The sequence below is a fragment of the Enterococcus hailinensis genome (genome assembly GCF_045862035.1).
GTDB classification, from domain to species: Bacteria; Bacillota; Bacilli; order Lactobacillales; family Enterococcaceae; genus Enterococcus_A; species Enterococcus_A hailinensis.
Window position 1 is genome coordinate 33,322 of record NZ_BAAFRV010000010.1, and the last position, 21,316, is coordinate 54,637.

21 protein-coding genes are annotated in these 21,316 nt (G+C 38.2%); all 21 read left to right on the forward strand.

All coding sequences use genetic code 11. The annotated features are described in order from the left end of the window. Window positions 1-37: 37 nt before the first annotated feature. The 21 genes from ACKTSC_RS08640 (at window position 38) to hprK (ending at window position 21,316) form a co-directional block, all read left to right on the forward strand. Complete coding sequence (locus ACKTSC_RS08640) at window positions 38-1,345, forward strand: DEAD/DEAH box helicase family protein (RefSeq protein ID WP_407857373.1); 1,308 nt, start codon at window positions 38-40, stop codon at window positions 1,343-1,345. After that, window positions 1,335-2,000 carry a ComF family protein gene (locus ACKTSC_RS08645; protein WP_407857374.1) on the forward strand — a complete coding sequence of 222 codons (666 nt, stop codon included), beginning with the start codon at window positions 1,335-1,337 and terminating at the stop codon, window positions 1,998-2,000. The genes ACKTSC_RS08640 and ACKTSC_RS08645 overlap by 11 nt, the downstream gene beginning before the upstream one ends. A 139-nt stretch (window positions 2,001-2,139) precedes the next feature. Then, window positions 2,140-2,691, forward strand: a complete 552-nt coding sequence (hpf, locus tag ACKTSC_RS08650) for a ribosome hibernation-promoting factor, HPF/YfiA family (RefSeq protein WP_332581476.1) — start codon at window positions 2,140-2,142, stop codon at window positions 2,689-2,691. A gap of 209 nt (window positions 2,692-2,900) precedes the next feature. Next, window positions 2,901-4,034 (forward strand): alcohol dehydrogenase catalytic domain-containing protein, encoded by a 1,134-nt coding sequence (locus ACKTSC_RS08655; RefSeq protein ID WP_332581477.1) that lies wholly within the window; start codon window positions 2,901-2,903, stop codon window positions 4,032-4,034. A 283-nt stretch (window positions 4,035-4,317) separates the two neighbouring features. After that, window positions 4,318-6,849: a preprotein translocase subunit SecA gene (gene secA / locus ACKTSC_RS08660; RefSeq protein ID WP_407857375.1), complete on the forward strand. Its 2,532-nt coding sequence runs from the start codon at window positions 4,318-4,320 to the stop codon at window positions 6,847-6,849. Between the two features lie 260 nt (window positions 6,850-7,109). Next, a protein-coding gene (gene prfB / locus ACKTSC_RS08665) for a peptide chain release factor 2 (RefSeq protein WP_407857376.1) occupies window positions 7,110-8,220 on the forward strand; the annotation gives its coding sequence in 2 pieces (ribosomal slippage) (window positions 7,110-7,181 and window positions 7,183-8,220; 1,110 coding nt in all). Window positions 8,221-8,315: 95 nt separating this feature from the next. After that, window positions 8,316-9,005 (forward strand): cell division ATP-binding protein FtsE, encoded by a 690-nt coding sequence (gene ftsE, locus ACKTSC_RS08670; protein ID WP_332581480.1) that lies wholly within the window; start codon window positions 8,316-8,318, stop codon window positions 9,003-9,005. Then, the gene (gene ftsX, locus ACKTSC_RS08675; protein ID WP_407857390.1) at window positions 8,998-9,882 is read left to right on the forward strand and encodes a permease-like cell division protein FtsX; all 885 of its coding nucleotides are present in this window, start codon (window positions 8,998-9,000) and stop codon (window positions 9,880-9,882) included. Before ftsE ends, ftsX begins: the two co-directional genes overlap by 8 nt. A gap of 185 nt (window positions 9,883-10,067) precedes the next feature. Then, entirely contained in the window at window positions 10,068-10,388 is a 321-nt protein-coding gene (locus tag ACKTSC_RS08680) for a DMT family transporter (RefSeq protein ID WP_407855491.1), read from the forward strand. A 58-nt stretch (window positions 10,389-10,446) separates the two neighbouring features. Then, on the forward strand, window positions 10,447-10,872 hold the full coding sequence (locus ACKTSC_RS08685) for a GNAT family N-acetyltransferase (protein ID WP_407857377.1): 426 nt from the start codon (window positions 10,447-10,449) through the stop codon (window positions 10,870-10,872). Between the two features lie 66 nt (window positions 10,873-10,938). Beyond that, on the forward strand, window positions 10,939-12,387 hold the full coding sequence (cls, locus tag ACKTSC_RS08690; RefSeq protein ID WP_407857378.1) for a cardiolipin synthase: 1,449 nt from the start codon (window positions 10,939-10,941) through the stop codon (window positions 12,385-12,387). 82 nt (window positions 12,388-12,469) lie between these two features. Next, entirely contained in the window at window positions 12,470-13,321 is an 852-nt protein-coding gene (locus tag ACKTSC_RS08695) for a phosphate ABC transporter substrate-binding protein PstS (RefSeq protein WP_407857379.1), read from the forward strand. 246 nt (window positions 13,322-13,567) lie between these two features. Continuing rightward, on the forward strand, window positions 13,568-14,500 hold the full coding sequence (pstC, locus tag ACKTSC_RS08700; protein ID WP_332581465.1) for a phosphate ABC transporter permease subunit PstC: 933 nt from the start codon (window positions 13,568-13,570) through the stop codon (window positions 14,498-14,500). Then, window positions 14,493-15,380 carry a phosphate ABC transporter permease PstA gene (gene pstA, locus ACKTSC_RS08705; protein ID WP_407855486.1) on the forward strand — a complete coding sequence of 296 codons (888 nt, stop codon included), beginning with the start codon at window positions 14,493-14,495 and terminating at the stop codon, window positions 15,378-15,380. The genes pstC and pstA overlap by 8 nt, the downstream gene beginning before the upstream one ends. A gap of 124 nt (window positions 15,381-15,504) precedes the next feature. Next, on the forward strand, window positions 15,505-16,305 hold the full coding sequence (gene pstB, locus ACKTSC_RS08710) for a phosphate ABC transporter ATP-binding protein PstB (RefSeq protein WP_407857380.1): 801 nt from the start codon (window positions 15,505-15,507) through the stop codon (window positions 16,303-16,305). Window positions 16,306-16,322: 17 nt separating this feature from the next. Then, entirely contained in the window at window positions 16,323-17,078 is a 756-nt protein-coding gene (gene pstB, locus ACKTSC_RS08715; protein ID WP_207109352.1) for a phosphate ABC transporter ATP-binding protein PstB, read from the forward strand. A gap of 71 nt (window positions 17,079-17,149) precedes the next feature. After that, window positions 17,150-17,827 carry a phosphate signaling complex protein PhoU gene (gene phoU / locus ACKTSC_RS08720; protein WP_071857528.1) on the forward strand — a complete coding sequence of 226 codons (678 nt, stop codon included), beginning with the start codon at window positions 17,150-17,152 and terminating at the stop codon, window positions 17,825-17,827. A 168-nt stretch (window positions 17,828-17,995) separates the two neighbouring features. Beyond that, complete coding sequence (liaX, locus tag ACKTSC_RS08725) at window positions 17,996-19,531, forward strand: daptomycin-sensing surface protein LiaX (RefSeq protein ID WP_332581462.1); 1,536 nt, start codon at window positions 17,996-17,998, stop codon at window positions 19,529-19,531. A gap of 25 nt (window positions 19,532-19,556) precedes the next feature. Then, window positions 19,557-19,874: a PspC domain-containing protein gene (locus ACKTSC_RS08730; protein ID WP_332581461.1), complete on the forward strand. Its 318-nt coding sequence runs from the start codon at window positions 19,557-19,559 to the stop codon at window positions 19,872-19,874. Next, entirely contained in the window at window positions 19,874-20,239 is a 366-nt protein-coding gene (locus ACKTSC_RS08735) for a phage holin family protein (protein WP_332581460.1), read from the forward strand. Before ACKTSC_RS08730 ends, ACKTSC_RS08735 begins: the two co-directional genes overlap by 1 nt. 141 nt (window positions 20,240-20,380) lie before the next feature. After that, window positions 20,381-21,316 (forward strand): HPr(Ser) kinase/phosphatase, encoded by a 936-nt coding sequence (hprK, locus tag ACKTSC_RS08740; RefSeq protein ID WP_071857532.1) that lies wholly within the window; start codon window positions 20,381-20,383, stop codon window positions 21,314-21,316.

Sequence of the window (21,316 nt, forward strand, 5' to 3'; positions counted from 1 at the left end):
ACCTTCTGCGTACCTTTAAAAAAAAGTCCGAAAGAAGATGATGAATATTTTAGGTCAGCGCTTATTACTGAATGAATGGCGATTGTTTTATCCTCAGATCGATTTAAAAGCAGCTAGAAGAGTACCGGCGATGATTGAAAGGGATGACCAATGGTTTTGCCAACGGTGTGGAAGTTTGTCAGTAGAAAAATTACCTGCTGATTTTTACTACTGTCCTTATTGCATCGATCTTGGTCGTATCAGCAGTCAAGAGTTTCTATATTATTTTTTGCCCAATAAACAAAATTCGCGTGAAGTGACGTTGGAGTGGTCAGGGAAACTATCTCCGGCTCAGGCCGAGATCTCAAAAAAATTAGTAGTTGATCAGCAACCTGCCAAGCGTTTTTTACTTTGGGCTGTGACCGGTGCTGGGAAAACAGAACTTTTATTTGCTTTGATAAAAAATACGTTGGAAAATGGTGAACGAATCGCAGTTGCTTCACCCCGTGTGGATGTCTGCAATGAAATTTATTTACGGTTTTGCCAAGCTTTTCCTAAAGAAGCCATCAATTTATTTCATGGTCAAACAAGAAAAGATCAAGGAGATTCATTTAGTGTTTGTACGATCCATCAATTATTTCGTTATTTTGCTTATTTTGATGTGATCATCATCGATGAAGTCGATGCCTTTCCGTATGCGGGCGATCCTTTCTTGGCGCAAGCAGTCAAGCGAGCATTGGCAGTTGATGGACGTTTAGTTTACTTGAGCGCAACCCCCTCTAAAGAAATCAAACAAGTAGTTGAACATTGCTACCATTTGCCGGCACGTTACCATCGTCGTCCATTGCCAGTGCCGAGATTGCTTTTTTCTTGGAATTTAGAACGTCAGCTGAAGGTAAATAAATTGCCTAAAAAAATTTTGGATAGACTCTTTTCATTGCTAGAAGAAACCAATCTATTATTGTTTTGTCCAAATATTTTTTTGATCGAACAACTTGGCAATTATTTAAAAACACTCATGTCGGAGGTTTCTTTGACAACTGTCTTTTCACAAGATCAAGAACGTTTAGTTAAAGTAGAGAATATGCGTAAAGGAAAGTATCAATTGTTATTAACGACCACGATTTTAGAAAGAGGAGTGACTTTTGAAAACATTTCGGTTGTGGTATTGCAAGCCTCACATCGGATTTTTACCAAAGCCGCACTGGTTCAAATTGCCGGGCGTGTGGATCGTAAAGGGGAAACGAGTTGTGGAGAAGTGGTATTCGTTACTAGTGAAATGACATATTCTATCAAACAAGCGATCAAAGAAATCAAGCAGAATAACCAGCGTGCACTAGCGGAGGGCTTAATCGATGCGTTGTAGTTGTTGCCAAACGATACTTATACGTAATTATACCTTGCGAGAAATTTTTATTACAGGCAGTTTTCGTTGTTTTCACTGTGAAAAATATTTCTCTAAAATCGATCCAGCTTCAGCATGCGCAGGGTGTGGGCGGCCAGATATTAGTGGACTTTGTCATGATTGTCAACAATGGGAAAAAGAAGTTGGATTTGTATTGAATAACAAAGCCTTGTTTTCTTATACTGAAGGCTTTAAAGAGTGGATTACTGCTTATAAATTTAAGGGGGATTATCGCTTGCGGGGAGCATTTGCTACAGAACTTCAACAAAGCTTAAAAGCTTATCGACAATACATTATTTGCCCGATGCCCCTTTCTGCTGAGCGCTTTTCTTCCAGGGGGTTCAATCAAGTCAGCGGCTGCTTAGCTATAACGGGCTGTTCGCATCAACTATTGTTAGGTCGTCAAGAAATGCCACCTCAATCAGAAAAAACACGAGTGGCGCGTTTAAATATGCCGCAAGTTTTTTATTTAATTCAACCAGCTGAAAAGATTAGAAATCAGAAAGTTTTATTAGTCGACGATGTTTACACGACTGGAAGAACATTGCTCCATGGAGCGGAATTACTTTATAAAAATGGAGCTAAAGTGGTGAATAGCTTGACTTTTGCGCGTTAAAGTGCGTTTTTTAAATTATGAAATTGATAGCGATTTACTTTGCAAACGGATTAGAATTCGATATAATGGTGTTAAGAAGAAGAGGTAAGAGTGGTCCTTCCTCCCATCTTCAGTTGGTAAGACGAAAGGGGCAATACGTATGTTTAGATATAATGTTCGTGGAGAAAACATCGAAGTTACAGAGGCTATCCGCAATTACGTTGAAAAGAAAGTAGGAAAGTTAGAACGCTACTTCACTGATGTTCCGGACGCAACTGCTTATGTTAATTTAAAAGTTTATACAGAAAAAACAGCTAAAGTAGAAGTAACGATTCCATTACCTTACTTAGTTCTACGTGCGGAAGAAACTTCACCAGATTTGTATGCAAGTATTGATTTGGTTGTGGATAAATTAGAACGTCAGATCCGCAAGTTCAAGACTAAAATTAATCGCAAAGCGCGCGAAACAGGTGTACCTGAGCGTGACGTTGAAGTATTAGTGAACGCAGAAGTAGAAGACACTGAAGAGTCTGAATTAGAAATCGTTCGTACAAAACGTTTGTCATTGAAACCAATGGGCAGCGAAGAAGCTGTTTTACAGATGAATATGCTAGGCCATAATTTCTTCATCTTTGAAGATGCAGAAACAAACGGTACAAGCATTGTCTATCGTCGTAAAGATGGAAAATACGGATTGATTGAGACTGATTAAAAATGTAACGCCTTAAAATTAAGGCATCTAATGAAAAGGAATGGCCGAAAAAAATCAGCCATTCCTTTTTTTGAGCAATTTTTTTGCTAAAAGAACGTTTTTAAGCCACAATTAATAATGAAACAAAGGTATATGTATTTGGTTGACACTTTCGAAAATTATTTGCAGAACATCGTGCTAAAAATGATCTAATCAAAGGAGGAAATTAAATGCGTGCAGTAACTTGGCAAGGAAAACAGAAAATGGAAGTTCGGAATGTAGCAGATCCAACGATTTTAGAACCAACAGATGCCATCATTCGGATCACAGCAACGGCGATTTGTGGTTCGGATCTACATCTATACCATCATGGCGGTGCAGTATTAGAAGAAGGCTATGTCGTGGGTCATGAGCCAATGGGTATCGTGGAAGAGGTAGGATCTCAAGTTACAACCTTGAAAAAAGGCGATCGAATCGTCATCCCTTTTAATATTGGTTGTGGACATTGTCATTTTTGTCAACACGAGATGGAAAGCCAATGCGATAATTCCAACCCCGATCAAATTTATGGCGGACTTTTTGGGTTTGGTAAATTGAACGGCAATCACTGGGGAGGTCAAGCCGAATTTTTAAGGGTTCCCTTTGCGGATTTTACTTCTTTTTTAGTACCAGATACAGAAATAGCAGATGAAAAGGTATTGTTTTTATCCGACATCTTACCGACAGCTTATTGGAGTGTTCAAAATGCAGGCGTCAAAAAAGACGATACGGTTATTGTTTTAGGTTCTGGGCCAGTTGGATTATTTGCTCAAAAATTTGCTGTGATGGCTGGAGCAAAACGTGTGATTGCGGTGGATCCGGTGACCCACCGGCTGGATAAAGCCCGTAGTTACAATCAAGTAGAAACCTTCCAATTAGATGATCTATCCACTAGTGGAGATGATTTATATGAACTAACTAAAGGTGGGGCAGATGTGATTATTGATTGCGTTGGGATGGATGGAATCGAACCGACCAAAGAAAAGGCCAAAAATTTAGTCAGTCTTCAAAGCGGTACGATTTCGCCAATTCAAATGGCAGCTAAAGCAGTCAAAAAATTTGGAACACTTCAAATCACTGGAGTGTATATGACACCGGCTTCATCTTATCCATTACAGGAATTCTTTATGCGAGATGTGACGGTGAAACATGGGCAAGCACCGGTAATTCATTTGATGCCTAAAATCTACGAAATGATCCAAAAAGGCGACATTGATCCAACGGCGATTATTACACATACGATGCCATTAGAAGAAGCAGCATCCGCGTATGATATTTTTGATAAAAAAGCCGATAAAAATATCAAAGTTGTTCTAAAACCATAAATTTTAGAGGAAGTAAGCCAAAGGTAGAAGCTACTTTTGGCTCACTTTCTTTTTTTATTTTCAATTGGAATAAAGTTTTAGAATATTTACTTTTTTTGAAAATAAAAAAGATGATAGAAAAGCTTTTAAAGCTAGCGAAAAGTATAAAAAACTTAATCATTCTATAAGTCGCAGTTTATTCGCTACCAAAAGTTTCTTTTCTTAAAGACTAATGATAAAATAGACTAGCGGGTTTCTATCATAAAATAGAAAATGAATTGACACAAAGGAGTAAGAAAAACGAATGGCGAACTTTCTAAGAAGAATGATTGAGAATGATAAAAAAGAATTAAAACGATTAAGCAGTATTGCTGATAAAATCGAAGAATTCTCTGGTGATATGGAAAAGCTAACCGATGAACAATTACGTGGGAAAACTGACGAGTTCAGAGGGCGCTATAAAGCTGGAGAAACATTAGATGAACTTTTACCTGAAGCGTTCGCAGTAGTTCGTGAAGCTGCACGACGTGTCTTAGGTTTATACCCATACCATGTACAATTGATGGGCGGGATCGTTTTGCATGATGGAAATATTCCTGAAATGAAAACTGGTGAAGGTAAAACCTTAACAGCAACGATGCCAGTTTATTTAAATGCTTTATCAGGCGAAGGTGTCCACGTTGTGACAGTGAATGAATACTTATCTACACGTGACTCAACCGAAATGGGCGAACTGTATAATTTCTTAGGCTTGAGCGTAGGTTTGAATATCAACTCTAAAACAGCGGATGAAAAACGTGAAGCTTATAATTGCGACATCACTTATAGCACGAACAATGAATTAGGATTTGATTACTTACGTGATAACATGGTAGTTTATCAAAGCCAAATGGTTCAACGACCATTGAACTATGCCATCGTCGATGAAGTGGATTCGATTCTGATCGATGAAGCTCGGACACCATTGATTATTTCTGGTGCAGCTGAAAAATCAACAGCGCTATACACCAGAACAGATAATTTTGTAAAACGTTTGAAAGAGGAAGATGATTTCAAAATCGATATCCAATCAAAAACGATTGGTTTGACAGAGCAAGGGATTGAAAAAGCTGAAGAAAATTTTGGTTTAGAGAATCTATATGATTTAGAAAATACAGCGTTGACACATCATTTGGATCAAGCCTTACGTGCGAACTTTATTATGATTCGTGACTTTGATTACGTTGTTCAAGAAGGTAAAGTCTTGATTGTTGACCAATTTACGGGACGTATCATGGATGGCCGTCGATATTCGGATGGACTGCACCAAGCGATCGAAGCCAAAGAAGGCGTCGAAATCGAAGACGAATCAAAAACAATGGCTACTATTACATTCCAAAACTATTTCCGGATGTATAAAAAATTATCTGGGATGACTGGTACAGCGAAAACTGAAGAAGAAGAATTCCGCGAAATCTATAATATTGAAGTTGTTCAAATCCCAACGAACCGTCCGATCTTGCGTGAAGATCATGCGGATCTATTGTATCCAACTCTAGAAAGTAAATTTAAAGCGGTAGTTCAAGATATCAAAGAACGTCATCGTAAAGGTCAACCAATCTTAGTTGGTACGGTTGCGGTAGAAACTTCAGAATTGCTTTCAAACTTATTGAATCAAGAAAAAGTGCCGCATGAAGTCTTAAATGCAAAAAATCACTTCAAAGAAGCAGAGATCATTATGAACGCCGGTCAAAAAGGCGCGGTTACGATCGCTACCAACATGGCTGGTCGAGGAACGGATATCAAATTAGGTCTTGGAGTTGTCGAAGTTGGCGGATTAGCTGTTATTGGTACTGAACGTCACGAATCGCGCCGGATCGATAATCAGTTACGTGGACGTGCCGGTCGTCAAGGCGATCCAGGAGTTTCTCAATTCTATCTATCATTGGAAGATGATTTGATGAAACGTTTTGGTTCAGAACGGATCAAAGCTTTCTTAGACCGAATGAAAGTGGAAGATGAAGATGCAGTGATCCAAAGTAAGATGTTGAGTCGTCAAGTAGAGTCTGCCCAAAAACGAGTAGAAGGTAATAACTACGATACGCGTAAAAATGTCTTGCAATATGATGATGTAATGCGTGAACAACGCGAGGTCATCTATAAACAACGTCAAGATGTCATCATGGGTGAAAAAGATTTATCACCGCAACTATTGAATATGGTTCGTCGTACGATTTCACGTGTGGTCGATAGTCATACTCAGTTAGATAAAGATAATTGGAATTTAGATGCCTTGGTTGATTTTGCCGGTTCAACATTAGTTCATGAAGAAAGTATTTCTAAAGCTGATTTTGAAGGTAAGACACCAGCAGAAATGAAAGAATACTTGTATGACCGTGCGAAAGAAGTATTCGATGCAAAAGTGGCCCAATTACAAAGTCCAGAACAATTATTGGAATTTGAAAAAGTTGTTATCTTACGTGTGGTAGATATGAAGTGGACGGATCACATCGATGCGATGGATCAATTACGTCAATCGGTTGGTTTGCGTGCATATGGACAAAACAATCCATTAGTTGAATATCAAACAGAAGGTTACAAGATGTTTGAAGATATGGTTGGTAGCATCGAATTTGAAGTAACACGTCTCTTTATGAAGGCTGAGATCCGCCAAAATGTTCAAAGAGAACAAGTTGCTCAAACACAAGAAGAACATCCAGTCGAAACAGATGGCGATCCCAAAAATTTGACTGAAACAAAATCAAAACCGGTTCATGTAGAAAAAGTTGGACGTAATGATCCATGTCCATGCGGAAGCGGTAAAAAATATAAAAATTGTCATGGTAAAGGCTTGTAATCGGCCAATCAATCGATGATTATTTAAGACGGGACATAGTTGCTATGTCTCGTCTTTTGCCAATTATTTATCAGAGAGATGAATTAAACTACAATAATTTCTTAAACTTGGAACAGTTTACTGACTATCAGTAGTAATAATTTTCTGGGATAGTATAATAAAAAAGGCAATTAGTCGAAAGTTTAGCAGATAAAATCAGTTAATAAAGTAATGTTGAGTTATCCGAATGAGTGATCAGTCGGTAGAAAGAAGGAATAAATTTGGAAAATGCAGAAATACGAAATTTATTAGATAAGATGCAAGAGCAAGTCACTAGTTTCAGGGGGTCTCTTTGACCTTGAACAGCTAGAAGAAGATATCGCAGAAGCTGAAAATCAAATGAGTGCGCCTGATTTTTGGGACGACACTGAAAAAGCCCAAGCTTTGATCAACCAAAATAATGTAGCGAAAGACACTTATGATCAATTTCAAGCTATTGCTAATGAGACCGAAGAATTAAATGTAATGTGGGAAATGCAGCAGGAAGATTTTGATGAAGAATTGCAAGTTGAACTCGAAGAACGCTTGAAGAAGCTACAAGAAAAAGTTTCCGCTTTTGAATTGTCTTTATTATTAGACGGACCATATGACAAAAATAATGCAATCATCGAATTGCATCCAGGTGCAGGCGGAACGGAATCACAAGACTGGGGCTCGATGCTGTTACGAATGTATACACGTTGGTCAGAGCAACATGGTTTTTCGGTTGAGACACTTGATTATCAATCTGGTGACGAAGCGGGAATCAAAAGCGTGACCTTGATGATCAAAGGACTTAATGCTTATGGCTATTTAAAATCTGAAAAAGGTGTTCATCGTTTAGTCCGAATTTCTCCTTTTGATTCAGCGAGCCGTCGTCATACGTCATTTTGTTCCGTTGATGTTATGCCGGAATTAGACGATACGATCGAGGTGGACGTAAATCCAGATGATTTAAAAGTCGATGTTTATCGGGCAAGTGGTGCTGGTGGACAGCATATCAACAAGACTTCTTCTGCTGTAAGGATCACTCATTTACCGACAGGAACCGTTGTCGCAAGTCAAGCACAGCGTTCGCAATTTCATAACCGGGAAACAGCAATGCAGATGTTGAAAGCAAAACTATATCAATTAGAAATCGAGAAAAAAGAGCAAGAGGCTGCCGCTCTTCGTGGTGAGCAAAAAGAAATTGGCTGGGGTTCGCAAATTCGTTCCTATGTTTTCCACCCATATTCAATGGTAAAAGATCATCGGACGGATTATGAGACGGGGAACGTCCAAGCTGTAATGGATGGAGATTTGGATCCGTTTATCGATGCGTACTTAAAATGGCGTTTGGGTCAGCAAGCCTAAACTAAATTGAAATCAAATTGTAAAGTTGTGAAAGCCAGTTGCAATGTTGACGTGCTATAATAACAAAGAATTTAAAGGATTTGGAGAGATAAAGCATGATTGAAATGCAGGATGTAACAAAAAAATATCCTAACAAGACAACTGCGGTTCGTGGGATTTCTGTCCACATAAGCCAAGGCGAATTTGTCTATGTTGTTGGTCCCTCTGGAAGTGGTAAATCTACTTTCATTAAGTTAATGTATCGCGAAGAAAAAGCGACTTCTGGTCAAAAGCTTGAAGTTGCACGTCATGATTTGTTGAAAATCAAAAATAAAGATGTTCCTTATTTACGCCGTGACGTCGGTGTTGTATTCCAAGATTTCAAATTATTACCACGAAAAACCGTTTATGAAAACATTGCTTATGCGATGCAAGTAATCGGGCGTAAACCACGTGAAATCAAAAAACGAGTCATGGAAGTTTTGGACCTTGTTGGTCTGAAACATAAAGTTCGTGTCTTTCCAAGTGAATTATCTGGTGGGGAACAACAACGTGTATCGATTGCTCGTGCCATCGTAAATACACCAAAAGTTCTAATCGCAGATGAACCTACAGGTAACTTGGATCCGGAAACTTCTTGGGAAATCATGCATTTGTTAGAACGCATCAACAACCAAGGAACAACTGTCGTAATGGCCACTCATAATAAAACGATCGTTGATACGATGCGTCATCGCTTGATCGCGATTGAAAATGGGTTGATCGTACGAGATGAAGCGGAAGGAGAATACGAGTTTGATGATTAGAAATTTCTTCCGGCACTTGTTGGAAAGTATCAAGAGTGTGAAACGTAATGGCTGGATGACGTTGGCTTCTGTCAGTGCGGTAACAATCACATTGACACTCGCTGGGATCTTCTTAGCAGTGATCATGAATGCAACAAAATTAGCCCAAGATGTTGAAGGCAATGTTGAAGTGACTGTTTTTGTTGATATTGGTACAAAGGAAAAAGAATTAAAAACACTAAAAACAGAATTACAAGATATCAACCATGTGGACAAAGTAACTTTTTCAAGTAAAGCAGATCAATTGAAAAAATTACAAGAACAAATGGGCGATGCCTGGGATTTATTTGAAGGGGACAGCAACCCGCTTTACGATGTGTACGTCGTTGAATCTACAGATGCTCAATACATTCGTTCAATCACTAATGAAGCTAGTCAAATGACCAATGTTTTTCGAGCGAATTATGGCGGTAATTCTGCCGACCGCATCATTCAAATGGCTAAATTCGTTCGTACTTGGGGCTTAGCTGCGGCTGCTTTGTTAGTATTCGTCGCTATCTTCTTGATTTCAAATACGATTCGAATCACGATCCTTTCAAGAAAAACAGAAATCCAAATCATGCGACTTGTGGGAGCGAAAAATGGTTATATTCGTTGGCCATTCTTCCTAGAAGGTGGTTGGATCGGTTTGATCGGCTCAATCGTTCCAATTCTGATCTTAACCTATGGGTACCAACAAGTTTATGGTCTTGCAGCACCGTATCTATTGCAATCTAATTTAGCTTTATTGCGTCCAAATCAAGTTGTTTGGATCTTAGATATTGTTATGGCAGTCGGCGGCTATTTGATTGGTTCATTAGGCTCAGTTATTTCAATGCGTCGTTTCTTAAAAATATAATAAAAAACTTCTTCGGATTTTTTCGAAGAAGTTTTTTTAGTGCTTATACTTGTCTTTTTTAATCAAAAGCATTAGGATAATAATCAAATAAATATAAACGCTACCGAGCAAGGGAGCCAATTTCGTAGGTCTTTGAAGAAATTGGTCTCCCTTTTTTTGTTCTTTGGCGAAAAGGAGAATGAATTATGGCATGGGTATCTTTGATTGCAGCAGGATTTTTTGAAATGTTTTGGGCAACGACAATGAAATTGAGTGAAGGCTTCAGTAAATTAAATTATTCCCTTCTGACAGTAGTCGGAATGATCGCTAGTTTTTATTTCTTAGCAAAAGCATTGCATTCGTTACCGATGAGTTTGGCCTATCCGGTTTGGACAGGTATTGGAGCAGTGGGTTCAATTTTGATTGGTGTCTTATTATTTAAAGACCGATTATCGGTAGTAACGCTCTTTTTTGTCATTTTATTAATCATTGGAATTATCGGAATCAAATTTACGAGCGGACATTAAGGTAGTAATAAGCTACAATGAATCATAAGAATAATTTTGAAAAGGTGTGAAGTAAAAAATGATCAAATCAACGAATGAATTGACCCCACAAGAATTAATCACGATTTTTCAAGCGCGGACGGCTGTTTTTGTAGTCGAACAAGAATGTCCTTATCAAGAAGTCGATGAAGCTGATCGTGAAGCGATTCATGTTTGCTTAGAAGAAAAAGGAAAACTAGCTGCTTATGCACGCATATTGGCAGAACCAGAGGCCATTCATTTTGGACGTGTTTTAGTTTTGAAAGAGTTTCGCGGAAAACAACTAGGCAAAAAAATTGTTTCTGAGACACTGGCTGAGATCGAACGTCGATATCCAAAACGTCCAATCATTATCTCGGCGCAAGCTCATTTAACCAAATTTTATGGGGCATTTGGTTTTCTAACTACTTCAGATGTCTATTTAGAAGATGATATTCCTCATGTGGATATGCGCTTACAAAAATAAAGCAGAAGTCGCTTGTTTACAATCGACTTTTTCTCAGCTATTCTTTAGTTGAAGGAGTTGTAAGGTATGTCGTTTTTGGCAGAACACTTAGGGTTAGTTTTTGTCATTATCAATACATTTTTATCAGTTATTATTGTCTTTCGAGAACGAAAAGACACGGTCAATACATGGGCCTGGCTATTAGTTTTGACGTTTATCCCAGTAGTAGGTTTTATCCTGTACATCTTTTTAGGACGCGGGATCTCTAAAGAACGAATTTTTGATTTGAAGATGCAAACAAAAATCGGGATGAACGTAGAGGTCCAACGGCAGCAACGCGCACTCGCACGAAGACTTTTCCCAAAACCACCGACCAATCAGGTCGATCCCCGTCAACTGATTTATATGTTGACGATGTTTGAAAGTTCACTATACACGACCAATAATGAAGTAAAATTATATTCTGATGGGCGTGAAAAATTTGATGCATTATTAACCGATATTCGTGAAGCACAGTACCATATTCATATGGAATATTATATTTATCGAGCGGATAATTTAGGTCATGAAGTACGTGATGCATTGATTGCAGCAGCGAAGCGCGGAGTAAAGGTCCGTCTGCTTTTGGATGCATGGGGTTCCACACAAGCCAATCGACACTTTTTTGCACCATTGACGGCAGTTGGTGGCGAAGTAGAATTCTTCTTTCCGCTATTTTTACCTTACATAAATCCACGAATGAATTATCGTAATCATCGGAAAATCGTAGTTATCGACGGTGAGATCGGCTACACTGGTGGCTTTAATGTCGGAGATGAATATTTAGGATTGGTCGAAAAATTTGGCTATTGGCGGGACAACCATCTGCGAATCAGAGGGCATGCCGTTTATACATTACAAAATCGTTTTTTGATGGATTGGAATTCTCAACAAAAGAATGATATAGCTTTTCAATCCGATTATTTTCCTGATTTCTCTTCAGATGGTAAATTAGCCTTACAGATCGTTAGCAGTGGGCCAGATAGCGAACACGAACAAATCAAATTGACCTATTTAAAAATGATCAATTTAGCTAAAAAAGAAATTTTGATTCAAACGCCTTACTACATTCCTGACGCTTCGATTCATGAAGCGTTAAAATTAGCTTTATTGTCTGGCGTAGATGTCCGGATACAGATTCCGAACAAACCGGATCACCCGCTGGTTTATTGGGCGACGTATTCATTTTCAGCAGAATTACTGGAGTATGGAGCTATTATAGAAACGTATGAAAATGGTTTTATTCACGCTAAAACGATGATCATTGATTCTGGAATCGCATCTGTTGGCTCGGCAAATATCGATGTCCGCTCTTTTAAACTTGATTTTGAAGTCAATACGCTGATTTACGATGAAGTCTTTGCCACCGAACTACGGACAGATTTCTATGGTGATTCTCTCAAATCAGAAATATTGACTCAAGAAAAATATGATCAGCGAGGCCTTGTTATCAAGTTTAAAGAGGGAATTGCCCGTTTGGTTTCGCCGCTCTTATAAAAATTATTTGCGCTTTCATGGTTTGATAGGATAAAATAGACTAGCTTGTTTAAAAAGATAACTATAATTAAGGAGATTTCTCATGAAGAAATGGTTAATTCCCCTGTTTGGAATACTTTTACTTTTGTCTGGTTGTTCAAAATGGATCGATCGAGGCGAATCAATCACAGCAGTAGGTTCTTCGGCATTGCAACCTTTAGTTGAAACGGTAGCAGAAGAATATCAAAACAAAAACCCTGGCCGTTTTATTAATGTTCAAGGGGGCGGAAGCGGGACTGGTTTGAGTCAAGTACAGTCTGGTGCGGTAGATATTGGTAATTCAGATTTATTTGCTGAGGAAAAAAATGGGATCGATGCTAACAAACTAGTCGATCATAAAGTAGCCGTAGTTGGAATTACTCCAATTGTTAACAAAGGTGTAGGCATTACTAATATTTCCTTAGACGACCTACGCAAAGTTTTTTTAGGTGAAATCAAAAATTGGAAAGAGCTTGGTGGTAAAGATCAAGACATCGTTATTTTGAATCGTGCGACTGGTAGTGGAACGCGTTCAACTTTTGAACAATGGGTTTTAGATGGTAAAACAGCCGTCCGTGCACAAGAACAAGATTCTAGTGGGATGGTTCGCCAAATTGTTTCTGATACGCCAGGAGCAATCAGTTATACAGCGTTCTCTTATGTTACAAAAGACGTTCAAACATTAAGTATTGATAATATTGAACCTACGGATGAAAATGTTACGACTAACAAATGGAAGATTTGGGCATATGAACATATGTATACAAAAGGTCAACCGACTGAATTAGTCAAAGATTTTCTTGATTACATGCTTTCAACAGAAGTCCAAGGAAAAGTAGTCCCTCAATTAGGATATATTCCGATCTCAGATATGAAAGTTGAACGCGATTGGCAAGGAAATGAAATAAACGAATAAAAAGCACAGATTTTTTTCTGTGCTTTTTATTTTTTTTCAATAATTGATAGATATATATTTCTGCTTATTTTTCCCGAGTAAGCAGTTCAGTTGCAGAGAGCCTTCTCTGTGGTTTACACTTTCTTTACAATTGTCATGGAAGCGTTACAGTAGGTTAAAGAGAAATTGATTTTCAACAGGTAAAATGGTTTTGTTGGTTTGTAAAAACCGAGTAGACAAGTTTGAAAGAATCAGGAGGATTAGGCCTTGAATAATGAAGATGTAAAAAAAGCACTGACAACAAAATCAAAGCGCGCCCGAATCGAACAACGTGGCCGTTTTATCAGTTTTATTTGTATCGCACTGATCGTACTTGTGGTAGGAGCGATTTTCTATTTTGTAGCTAGTAAAGGGTTATCGACCTTTTTTGTAGATAAAATCAATGTATTCGACTTTTTATTTGGTACAGTTTGGAATCCAAGTGCAACCGGACCAGATGGAAAACCTATGGTCGGTGCGTTGCCGATGATTTTAGGCTCATTTATGGTGACTTTTTTATCAGCGATCGTAGCTACACCGTTTGCGATTGGAGCAGCAGTCTTTATGACAGAGATCTCGCCCACTAAAGGGCAAAAATTCTTACAACCAGTTATTGAATTGCTTGTTGGGATTCCTTCAGTCGTCTACGGCTTTATCGGTTTGTCTGTCATCGTGCCTTTTATTCGTTCAGTCTTTGGCGGAACAGGATTTGGTATTTTATCAGGAACATTCGTATTATTTGTTATGATTTTACCCACAGTTACGACGATGACTGTCGATACATTAAAGTCAGTACCGCGTCATTATCGTGAAGCTTCTCTCGCATTAGGGGGGACGCGCTGGCAAACGATTTACAAAGTAGTATTGCGAGCGGCTGTACCGGGAATTTTGACAGCAGTCGTCTTTGGGATGGCTCGGGCTTTTGGTGAAGCATTAGCGATTCAAATGGTGATCGGAAATGCTGCGTTGATGCCGACGGGCTTAACCACACCAGCATCGACATTGACGTCGATTTTAACGATGGGTATCGGGAATACGATCATGGGAACAGTTGAAAATAATGTTTTATGGTCATTGGCTTTGATCTTATTATTTATGTCTTTAGTATTCAATATCGTGATTCGCTACATCGGAAAGAAAGGGGAGATAACACATGGATAAAGCAAAACGCGCAGACAAAATCGCTACGGCTGTCCTATATGCTGTCTCTGGTTTGATCGTAGCGATTTTAGCTTTCCTATTATTGTATATTTTGATTCGCGGATTGCCCCATGTTTCATGGAAGTTTTTGACATCAACGTCTAAAGCATATCAAGAAGGCGGCGGAATCGGGATTCAATTATTCAATTCGATTTATCTATTGTTTATTACGATGCTGATCAGTCTACCGATTTCACTAGGTGCGGGGATTTACTTATCGGAATATGCCAAGAAAAATTGGGTCACTGGTTTAATCCGTACGTCGATCGAAATCTTAAGTTCATTGCCATCAGTAGTAGTTGGTTTGTTCGGTTTCTTGATTTTTGTTATCCAGTTTGGTTATGGTTTCTCGATTCTTTCAGGGGCATTAGCACTGACACTCTTTAATTTGCCGCTTTTAACTAGAAATATTGAAGAATCGTTAAAAGCGATTCATTATACACAGCGGGAAGCTGGTTTAGCTTTAGGACTTTCACGTTGGGAAACAGTTACCAAAATTGTTGTACCTGACGCGTTACCGGGAATTTTGACGGGTGTCATTTTAAGCTCAGGGCGTATCTTTGGTGAAGCTGCTGCCTTGATCTATACAGCTGGACAAAGTGCACCAGCTTTAGATTTTACTAACTTAAATCCTTTAAGTGTTTCAAGTCCGTTGAGTATTTTCCGTCAGGCGGAAACATTAGCAGTTCATATTTGGAAAATCAATACAGAAGGAACGATGCCAGATGGAAATGCCGTCTCTGCAGGTGCTTCTGCTGTCTTGATTTTAGCAGTCTTACTCTTTAACTTCGGCGCACGTGCTATCGGCAAACGTCTCCACAGAAGAATGACATCTGCTTGATTTTTCAAATAATTCACGTTGAAAAATTATTGGCTGAAAGTAAGATATAGTAAAATTCACGGTAGCTAATGAGCTATTTGAAAATCAAAGAATAAAATGATTACTCTGAGCAAGGAGAAATTCGATGAAAGAATATAATTGGGAGGAACGCAACATCATTAGAATGCCTGGTGAAATTGCGTTGCACACAGAAGATTTACACGTGTATTATGGCAGCAACGAAGCCATCAAAGGTGTTGATCTAGAATTTGAAAAAAATAAAATCACTGCCTTGATCGGTCCTTCAGGCTGTGGGAAATCGACGTATTTACGTTCGTTAAATCGAATGAACGATGGTATTGCTAGCGCAAGTGTGACCGGAAAAATTGTCTATAAAGATGTCGATGTCAATGCATCAAACGTTGATGTTTATGAAATGCGTAAACGTATCGGAATGGTTTTCCAACGGCCAAATCCATTTAGTAAATCGATTCGTGAAAATATTACGTTTGCTTTGAAGCAGCATGGATTAAAAGATAAAAAACAATTAGATGAAATCGTAGAAACAAGTTTGAAGCAAGCCGCTTTATGGGATCAAGTAAAAGATAATTTAGATAAAAGTGCTTTGGCGCTTTCTGGTGGACAACAACAACGTTTATGCATCGCTCGTGCGATAGCCATGAAACCAGATATTTTATTATTAGATGAGCCTGCAAGTGCCTTAGATCCGATTTCTACTGGGACAGTGGAAGAAACATTGATCAAATTAAAAGAAGACTATACGATCATCATCGTGACTCATAACATGCAACAAGCAGCACGGATCAGTGATTACACCGCCTTTTTCTATTTAGGAAATGTAATCGAGTATGATGAAACAGCAAAAATCTTCACTCGACCTAAGATTCAAGCGACAGAAGATTATGTATCAGGACATTTTGGTTAAGAGACGGAGGAAATTGAATGTCGAAGATTATTACTTCAAAAGACCTTCATTTATACTATGGTAAAAAAGAAGCGTTAAAAGGCATCGATATGGAAATCGAAAAAGGTGAAATCACTGCAATGATCGGACCTTCCGGTTGTGGTAAGTCTACTTACTTACGTTCCTTGAATCGAATGAATGATTTGATTCCTGGTGTGACCATCACTGGCAGCGTGATGTATAAGGGAAAAGATATCTATAGCCCCAAAACAGATACAGTAGAACTACGCAAAGAAATTGGGATGGTTTTTCAACAACCCAATCCATTTCCATTTTCTATTTACGAGAATGTTATCTATGGGTTAAAATTAAAAGGCGAAAAAGACAAAAATAAATTGGATCAAGTAGTCGAAGAGAGTCTGAAAGCCGCTTCTGTGTGGAATGATGTGAAGGATAAATTACATGAAAGTGCATTATCATTATCTGGCGGACAACAACAACGGGTGTGTATCGCACGGGTACTAGCCGTCAATCCAGAAGTGATTTTAATGGATGAGCCAACGAGTGCGTTGGATCCTGTTTCAACTGGTAAAATCGAAAACATGTTACTAGAATTGAAAGAAAATTATACGATCATCATTGTAACACATAATATGTCGCAAGCTTCTCGTATTTCTGATCGTACGGCTTTCTTTTTACAAGGCGAGTTGATTGAGTTCGATAAAACGAAGAAAATTTTCTTAGACCCGGCAAAACAAGAAACAGAAGATTATATTTCAGGCAAATTTGGCTAGTATTTATTTTTAGCTAGAACCTTAGACAGGTGAAAATAATTCGTTTAACAATATACTGAAGGAGGGCAACGATGTTACGTACACAATTTGAAGAAGATTTATTGAATCTTCACAATCAGTTCTACGAAATGGGTATGATGGTTTCTAGCGCTGTGCATAAATCTGTTCGTTCATATATCGATCACGATAAGAAATTAGCACAAGAGGTCATCGATCACGATATTGAAATCAACAATATGGAAGTTAAATTAGAGAAAAAAAGCTTTGAGATGATTGCATTACAACAACCCGTAACGACGGATTTACGAACGATCATTACAATCATGAAAGCCAGCTCTGATTTGGAACGTATGGGAGATCATGCAGTTTCAGTCGCTAAATCAACGATTCGGTTAAAAGGTTTGCCACGTATTTTAGAAGTTGAAAAAGAAATCAACGAGATGTCTAACTATGTGAAGAAAATGGTCGATAATGTTTTAGTCGCTTATGTTAAAACTGATCAAAAAGATGCTCGAATGATCGCCCAAATGGACGAACGAGTGAACGATTATTTCCAAAAAATCTATGACATGACTACAAATACGATGGAAAAAGAATCGGATACGATCATCAGTGGGACTGATTATCTACATGTAGCAGGTTATTTAGAGCGTGTAGGAGACTATGTGACCAATATCTGTGAATGGATCGTTTATCTAGCAACAGGAAAAATCACTGAATTAAACAGTAATCATAACGAGAATTTTTAAGTTTAAAAAGATAGGGAAATTTCCTATCTTTTTTTTATACTTATTTAGCTATTTAGGAAGTCGGATAAAAAGATGGGTCTTTAGTCCTATGACAAACAACTAAAAAGAAGGCATAATATGTAATGTAAACAACAGTAATGTATTTGCTTTTTGAAGGAGGCAATTTCTATGAATGAAAGACAACGAATTTTAGAATTAGTTAAAAAAGGAATCTTATCAACTGAAGAAGGTTTAGATTTATTAGAAAGTATGGCCAAGGCAAAGGATGAAGCGCAGATCAAACAAGCCGCAGATAAAGTGGATTCTTATCACCGTGACCAAACGAGCAATGAAACAGAAGAAGACCAGCAATCAGCTTCTCGTTCTGACGAACAGGACTTGGAAGATTTAGAAGCTTACTTTGATGATTTAGCAACAGAAGCTAATCAATTGTCTGCTCATCTTGATGAAATCAATCAACAAAAGAAAGAATTACAAGCAGCACTTCATGAAAAAGAAGAAGTATTGATGGAATTAGATACTAAAGAAGAACTTGATACCTTATCTGAAGAAGATGAAAGTATCCGCAAAAGCGTAGCTGAAGAAGTGAATGAATTAAAAGCACAAATCGCTGAATTAAAAGCAAATGCGGATGATCAAGAAGAACAATTGAAAAATGTTCAAGACAACCAAAGTAATACTCGCAAGGAACGAGCTCGTGCCCGTTTTGATATTCCAGATGACTTAAAAGATCAAGCTAGTGAAACATTCAATCAAATGAGTGAAAAATTGGGCGAAGCTGGAATTCAATTAGGTCGTTTGATGAAAAAAACATTCAAGACTGTTTCTGAGACTGTCGAAGAAAATGTTGACTGGAAAGATTTCAATCTAAAAGTTCCCGGTTTAGTTACGTCTAAGTTTGAACATCAATTTTTATATACGGATGTCGAACCAACATTGTTGGATATCAAGTTAGCAAACGGAAAAGTAACTTTGAAATCTTGGGACGATGAAGCTATCAAAGTCGATGCCAAAGTAAAACTTTATGGTAAAATGAGTGAAGCAAGTCCTTTACAATCATTGATGGAACGTAGTCAGATCGAAGTGAACGATGAACATATTTCATTCCAAATCCCTAATAAACGTGTCCAAGCAGATCTAGTTTTCTATTTACCAAAACGCACTTATGATCACGTAGCAGTTAAGTTATTGAATGGTGATTTGATCGTTGAAGAATTAGATGCTAAAGATGTATATGCTAAATCAACGAATGGCCATATCGATTTTGAAAAAGTCAATGCAACGATGGTAGAAATCCAAGGTGTGAATGGAAATATCGAGATTGATAAAGGTGAGATTTTAGACTCGATCATTGAAACCGTAAATGGAACGATCTCAACAAAAGCTGCTATTCAAAATTATGGGATCTCATTGGTTAATGGCGATATCAAAGTAACAGCAGGACATTCGAACGTGCAAAAAATCAAAGCAAGTTCGGTCAATGGAAATGTAAAAGTATCTGTGAATAAAGAAATCGGATTAGAAGGTGTAGCCAAGACAAGTCTAGGCAGCATCAATGATCGCTTATCAGATTACGAAGTTGTACGTGAGAAAAAGGAAAAAACCAATCGTTTATTGCAATTTCGTCGAGTAGCTGATGAAATGGCTAAGTTGGATCTCTCAACAACAACAGGTAGTATATTCTTGAAAGATTTCGATAAATAAGAAATAATAAGGAAGGAAGATTCATATGCAAAAAAGATTACAAAAGTCACGATCAAATGTGGTATTAACTGGGACTCTAGCTGGTATCGCTGAATTCTTCGGAATTGATCCTACTATCGTGCGAGTGATTTATGTTTTCTTGAGTTTTGGTTTGATCGGCGCACCGGTCATCTTATATATCTTGTTGGCACTTTTGATTCCAGCAGGCTCAAGAAAAAGTGATTCTTATGGACACAATAATCCCTATTATGGGAACAATAATTACAATAAGTTTGAAAAAAAATCGTCTACTCAACGCAAGAAAGCGGAGAAAATCGACGATGATGACTGGAGCGACTTTTAATGACTTACCTACAGCGCTTAATAGCTAATACATTGATTTTTATATCACTGTCCGTACTCTTTCCACAACAAGTTTTTGTAGAGAGTTTAACAATAGCTATTGCCGCAAGCTTTGTTCTATCCTTACTAAATACGCTAGTCAAGCCAATTTTAACATTGCTTTCGCTACCGTTGAATATTTTAACGTTTGGATTGTTCAGCTTTGTGATCAGCGCTGGTATGTTGCAATTGACTTCCCACTTATTAGGAAATTATCGTTTTGGTTTCTCAAGTTTTGGTGTCTCGATCTTAGTTTCGATCGTTATGGCGATCATCAATGGAATCGTCTCTGAACATAATATGGATAAATATACGGATGGACATTAAGTCTGTCCGTTTTTTATTTTAGTGATTGCCGGCGTCCAATTTATAGAGCGCTTTTTTTATTGTCTCAGATGATGCCATCCACCTAGTCACTCTCTTGATAAAATGATAAAATAGAGCGGTAGTGTAGAAAAGAGGGATAATATGGCTGAAACAGTAAAAGTAAAAGAACTTGTTGAAAAACTTTCGTTGGAAGTAGTAACTGGTGATGAAGAAAGCTTGGAACGAGTGATCACCACGGGTGATATCTCACGTCCCGGACTAGAATTGACTGGTTATTTCAATTATTATTCCCACGATCGTTTACAACTTTTTGGAAATAAAGAAATCACATTTGCCGAGCGAATGATTCCTGAAGAACGATTAATGGTATTGCGTCGGATGTGTAGTGATGATACACCTGCCTTTATCATTTCTCGTGGATTGACACCACCTAAAGAAATGATCCAAGCAGCGAGTGAAAGAAATATTCCAGTCTTAAGTTCACCGATTTCAACATCGCGTCTACTCGGTGAAATCTCAAGTTTCTTAAATGGCGGCTTGGCACCACGGACAAGTGTCCACGGTGTGTTGGTCGATGTTTATGGCTTAGGAGTTTTGATCCAAGGGGATAGCGGCATCGGGAAAAGTGAAACAGCTTTAGAATTAGTGAAACGAGGCCATCGTCTGATTGCCGATGATCGAGTGGACGTTTATCAACAAGATGAATTGACGCTTGTGGGTGAACCACCAAGGATTTTACAACATCTGATCGAGATTCGAGGAATCGGAATCATCGATGTTATGAACTTATTCGGTGCGAGTGCCGTTCGCGGATCAATGCCGGTCCAACTAGTCGTGTACTTAGAAAATTGGTCGAAAGATAAAAAGTATGACCGTCTAGGTAGTGGAAATACGGAAGTGGAAATTGCTGAAGTCAAAGTCCCACAAGTTAAAATTCCAGTAAAAACTGGGCGAAATGTGGCGATCATTATTGAAGTAGCTGCAATGAATTTCCGAGCACGTACGATGGGATATGACGCAACTAAGACCTTTGAAAACCGTTTGACCCAATTAATCGAAGAAAACTCAGGGCAGTAA